Raw genomic sequence first — 5,107 nt, 5'->3', positions numbered from 1 at the left:
CCGGCGGCACCGGCGCACCGACGTGCCGGGCGACGTCGGCGGCGAGCGAGCCGCCGATCCGCTCCCGGGACGCCGGGTCCAGCTCCCACCACCGGCCGAGGTACCGGCGCACGGACAACGCGACGTCGTCCGGCAGGCCGGAGAGGTCGAGTGTGGACGCCCAGGACGCGAGGGCGGGCGGCATGGCCACCTCCGCAGGCGTCGCCGACCGCGGCGCACGCTCCCGCACCACCACGGTCCCGGCCAGGTAGTCGCCGAGGCGTTTGCCCTTCGCCGAGGCCAGCGAGGTCACGAACCCGACCACGCTCCACGCCCCGAACGGACCGAAGTCGACGAAGGCACCCGCCAGCGCGCGGATGAGCGCGTGCCGGACCGTCACCGGGCCCCCGTCGTCCCGCACGACGCGCAGGCCGAGCGCCATCTTGCCGAGGGTGCGACCGCGGGTGAGCGTCTCCATCAGCGTGGGGTAGCCGACGAGCACGGACAGCTGCACGGCGGTGACCACCGCCAGCACGAACGCCGTGTCGGTGGGTGCGGGGGTCAGCACGAGCACGACGAGGACCAGCACCAGCGAGGCGAGCTGGACCAGCAGGTCGAGGGCGTAGCCGAGCGCGCGGCTGGCCGAACGGGCGAGCCGCAGATCGAGGACCACGGCGTCGCCGGTGACGAGTTCGGATTCGGACCGCACTCCCCCAGTATCGTGGACACGACCCGAAGAGGTGAACGTGGATCTGGACGTCTTCGAAGCCGAACACCGCGCCGAGTGGGACCGGCTGGCCGAGCTGACCCGGCGCGGGCACCGGCTGCGTGGCCCCGAGGCGGACGAGCTGGTGCGACTGTACCAGCGCACGGCGACCCACCTGTCGCTCGTGCGCTCCACCACCCCGGACGAGGCGCTCGTCGCGCGGCTGTCGGCCCTGGTCGCCCGGGCCAGGTCGGCGGTCACCGGCACGCACACCCCCGCCTGGCGCGAACTGGGCGCGTTCTTCGCCCGCCGGTTCCCCGCCGCCGTCTACCGGGCGTGGCCGTGGTGGGTGTCCACGTCGGCGGTGTTCGTGCTCGTCACCGGCCTGCTCGCGGTGTGGATCGCCGGGGACGCGCGGGTGCGCGCCACCATCGCCGCCCCGGAGGAGATCCGCGCGCTGACCCGCCCGGGCGGGCAGTACGAGACGTACTACTCCAGCGACCCCGCCGCGTCCTTCGCCGCGCAGGTGTGGACGAACAACGCGCAGGTGGCGGCCGCGTCGCTGGTGTTGGGGGTGCTGCTGGGCATCCCGGTGCTGCTGGTGCTCTGGCTCAACGCGCTCAACCTCGGGGTCGGCCTGGGGCTGATGGCCTCGGCCGGGCGCGGCGAGTTCTTCCTCGGCCTGCTCGCCCCGCACGGGCTGCTGGAACTGACCGCCGTGTTCGTCGCCGCGGGTACCGGACTGCGGCTCGGCTGGACCGTGATCGACCCGGGCGGACTGCCGCGGTCCGTGGCCCTGGCGCGGGCGGGCCGCGCGGTCGCCGCGATCGCGCTCGGGCTGGTGTGCGTGCTGCTGGTCTCCGGGGTGATCGAGGCGTTCGTGACCCCGTCGGGTCTGCCCACCTGGGCGCGGGTGGGCATCGGGGTGGCCGCCGAGGCGGCGTTTTTGTGGTACGTCTTCGTCCCCGGCCGCCGCGCCGCCCGCGCGGGCGAGACCGGCGACGTCACCCCGGACCGCACCGACACCCCACTCCCCACCTCGGCATGAGGCGGAGAGGGGCGCGTATCCGGCCGACGGCATCCGCGTATGGTCGACCACGGTCGGTGCCGATCTGACCCGGACTTCCGACGCCACCCATCACCAACGTTCGGCACGGAGCTCGGCCAGCGTGTCACCGAGCTTTGTCGTCCCGTCACCGGAGTGCATGCGAGGTCGGTACCCCGGTCGCGGCGCCCGCCGGAGACGCCCCTCTGCCTCGAGGCGGCGCAGAACGGGGTGGGGTGAAGGCGCCGCACCGGCACGCTCCGGGCGAGCGATTCACCATCGCCGGTTTCGCTGCCGCACGATCGGGTGAATCCTCGTTCGTCAGCTCCCACGCGACACCGCCCCCAGGGAGGGCACCATGACCGCGACACCGCCGCAGCAGGCTCCGGCCCGCACCGAACTGGACACCGAGCGGATGGAGCGGTTCGCCGGGAGAGTGCAGGAGTTCGTCACCGGGGGCATGCTCAGCCACCTCATCGGCATCGGACACCGGACCGGTCTGTTCGACGCGCTCGCGCGCGGCCCCGCCACGAGCAGTGAGCTCGCCGACCGGGCGGGGCTGAACAAGCGCTACGTCCGCGAATGGCTCGGCGCGATGGCCACCGGCGGCGTCGTCGAGTACGACGCCCGCACCCTGACCTTCACCCTGCCGCCCGAGCACGCGCTGTGCCTGACCGGCACCCGTTCGACCAACCTCGCCCCGTTCGCCACCGGGGTGGCGGTGCTCGGGGAGCACCTCGACGAGCTCACCACGGCGTTCCGCGAGGGCGGCGGTGTGCCGTACGAGCGGTTCCGGCCGCGGTTCACCGAGCTCATGGACGGCATGAACCGCGGGCTGTTCGACGACCAGCTGGTGGACGGCATCCTGCCGCTCACCGGCGACCTGCCCGCCCGGCTGGCCGAGGGCATCCGGGTGGCCGACGTCGGCTGCGGCACCGGGCACACCACGGTGCTGCTGGCGGCGGCGTATCCGGCCTCGACGTTCGTCGGCTACGACTTCGCCGGGGACGCCGTCGGCCGTGCCCGCGCCGAGGCCGGCGAGTACGGACTGGACAACGTCTCCTTCGAGGTGCTCGACGTGACCCGGATGCCCGTCGACCCGCCGTTCGACGCGGTGTTCGCCTTCGACACCATCCACGACCAGGCCGAGCCCGCCCGGGTGCTGCGCCGGGTGTTCGAGGCCCTGACACCGGGCGGGTACTTCGTCATGATGGACACCCGCGCGGCCACCGACCTGGTCGACAACCTGGACAACCCGAACGCGCCGCTGCTGTACTCGATCAGCACGCTGCACTGCATGACCGTGTCACTGGCGCAGGGTGGGGCCGGGCTCGGCACCGTGTGGGGCGAACAGCTCGCCCGGACCATGCTCACCGACGCCGGGTTCGTCGGCACCGAGGTGCACGAGGTGCCGGACGACCCCCTGGACTCGGTGTTCGTCTCCCGCAAACCGGGCGAACCCCCGGCCCAGCGCACGGCCGGGTGAGCCCGCGCGCTGCGGACGGGTGGGCCGAGGGGTTCAGGACTCCGTGCCGTCGCACCAGGTGGTCAGGTGGGTCCAGACCGCGGTGCGGACCACGCGGTGCCCGGCGGCGTTGAGGTGGCTGTCGTCCTCCTGGAGCAGCCCCGCCTCGTCCGGCGTACCCCCCGTGGGGAGGTGCGGACGCAGGTCCAGCACGTGGGTGTCGGTGTCCGCCGCCAGGATCCGGACCACGTCGACGTAGGCCTGCCAGGAGTGCGACGGGTCCTCCGCCTGACGGAAGCCCGGCTCGTGCCCGATCAGGTGCAGCACGGTCGAGCGCGGTGAGACCCGGCGGATGTCGTGCACGAGCTGCCGGTACCGCTCGTCGAACTCCCCGGGATGGACGTCCCGGGCGTACTCGCCCGCCCCGAGGGCCACGACGACCAGGCTCGGTTCGCGGTCGCGCAGCATCGCGACGGCCCCGCCGGTGTCCTCCCACCGGCCGCCGGGGAGGAAGTCGGACACCATCGCCCCGTCACGGGCCAGTACGGCGGTGCTCGTCCCCCAGCGTTGTGCGGCCATCCGGTCGAGGCCCGTGGTCCAGCTGTGCGGCGTCTCGACGTAGCCGCCCCCGCCGTCGTACTCCGGCAACCCGCGTCCGGTGCTCAACGAGTCCCCGAGCACCACGGCGGAACCGGGGTCGCTGCACCACGTCGGCGCGTCGTCCCGGGCCGCGCGCGGCGCGGAGCATCCGGCCACCAGCACGAGAACGCCCACCAGGAGGGCGGCACGCACACGCCGCACCACCCCGGAACCCGGCTCCGCCCTCGCTCCGGACACCGCCCCCGACCCGAACATCGCCCCCGACCCCGATACTGGTCCCGACCCCTGCACTGGTCTTCTCCACCCTCGACCGCGACCGCCACGGTCCACAACCCACCGCGGCCTTCGCTCTGGATGTCGGCACCGTCCTACCCGATGTTTCACGCTCCCGGGTGTGAACCACCGATGTGGGTGAAGACACACCCCGACCGGGGCGTGCCCCGGTGCCGTCCCGGTGTGCCAAGTCCCCGTTGGACCGACCGTTACAGGTGACCCCGGGCCTTGAGGGTGAGGTAGCGGTCGGCCAGCGCCGGTGCCAGTTCGTCCGGCACCGCGTCGACCACCTCGGTGCCGTGCCGGGCGAGCAGGGCGGTGACGTGCCGACGTTCGGCCAGCGTGCGTTCGGCCGCCGCCGCCCCGTACACCGCGTCCGCGTCGCCCCGGCCGTGGGCCAGCCGCGCCACCTCCGGGTCGGCCACGGCCGCCACCAGCAGCCGGTGCCGCACGGTCAGCGACGGCAGCACCGGCAGCAGCCCCTCCTGAAGCGGCGCGGGGTCCAGACCGGTGAGCAGTACGACCAGCGAACGCCGCCGCGTGCGACGCAGGATCTCGCTCACCATGCCCCGCGCGTCCGACTCGACCAGCCGCGGGGTCAGCGGTGCCATCGCCTCGACCAGGCCGGGCAGCACCGACGACCCGGACACCCCGGAAACACCGGCGCGCACCTCCCGGTCGTAGGCCAGCAGCTCCACCCGGTCGCCCGCCCGGGAGGCCAGCGCCGCCAGCAGCAACGCCGCGTCCATCGCCGTGTCCAGGCGGGTGCCGTCGCCGACCCGGCCCGCGGCGGTGCGGCCGGTGTCCAGTACCAACAGCACGTGCCGGTCGCGTTCCGGGCGCCAGGTGCGCACCATCACCTCGTCGGCGCGGGCGGTGGCCCGCCAGTCGATCGAGCGCACGTCGTCGCCCGCCACGTACTCGCGCAGCGAGTCGAACTCGGTGCCCGGACCACGCACCCGGGCGGCGTTGCGCCCGTCGAGCGCGCGCAGCCGGTCGAGCTTCGCGGGCAGGTGACGCCTGCTGGTGAACGGCGGCA

At 73.9% G+C, this 5,107-nt stretch carries 5 protein-coding genes; 2 read left to right on the top strand and 3 right to left on the bottom strand.

Features of this window, described 5'->3' with window-relative positions:
* Positions 1 to 688, bottom strand: a 688-nt coding sequence (locus SACPADRAFT_RS28720) for an RDD family protein (protein WP_007026419.1), incomplete at its 3' end; no start/stop codon positions are given.
* 37 nt (positions 689 to 725) lie between these two features.
* Here SACPADRAFT_RS28720 and SACPADRAFT_RS0218885 point away from each other — a divergent pair.
* Both SACPADRAFT_RS0218885 and SACPADRAFT_RS0218880 read left to right on the top strand, forming a co-directional pair.
* Positions 726 to 1,733, top strand: coding sequence for a stage II sporulation protein M (locus SACPADRAFT_RS0218885; RefSeq protein ID WP_007026418.1), 1,008 nt, complete (start codon positions 726 to 728; stop codon positions 1,731 to 1,733).
* Between the two features lie 355 nt (positions 1,734 to 2,088).
* Entirely contained in the window at positions 2,089 to 3,216 is a 1,128-nt protein-coding gene (locus tag SACPADRAFT_RS0218880) for a class I SAM-dependent methyltransferase (protein WP_007026417.1), read from the top strand.
* Positions 3,217 to 3,249: 33 nt separating this feature from the next.
* Here SACPADRAFT_RS0218880 and SACPADRAFT_RS0218875 read toward each other — a convergent pair whose 3' ends face one another.
* Together SACPADRAFT_RS0218875 and SACPADRAFT_RS28715 are read right to left on the bottom strand one after the other, a co-directional pair.
* The gene (locus SACPADRAFT_RS0218875; RefSeq protein WP_040924605.1) at positions 3,250 to 3,987 is read right to left on the bottom strand and encodes an SGNH/GDSL hydrolase family protein; all 738 of its coding nucleotides are present in this window, start codon (positions 3,985 to 3,987) and stop codon (positions 3,250 to 3,252) included.
* A 290-nt stretch (positions 3,988 to 4,277) separates the two neighbouring features.
* On the bottom strand, positions 4,278 to 5,107 hold an 830-nt coding region (locus tag SACPADRAFT_RS28715; protein WP_040924602.1), incomplete at its 5' end, for a DUF58 domain-containing protein.

The sequence above is a fragment of the Saccharomonospora iraqiensis subsp. paurometabolica YIM 90007 genome (genome assembly GCF_000231035.2).
Lineage (GTDB): Bacteria > Actinomycetota > Actinomycetes > Mycobacteriales > Pseudonocardiaceae > Saccharomonospora > Saccharomonospora paurometabolica.
The sequence above is the reverse complement of the archived record's forward strand: the minus strand, read 5'-3'. Positions and strand labels throughout refer to the sequence as shown.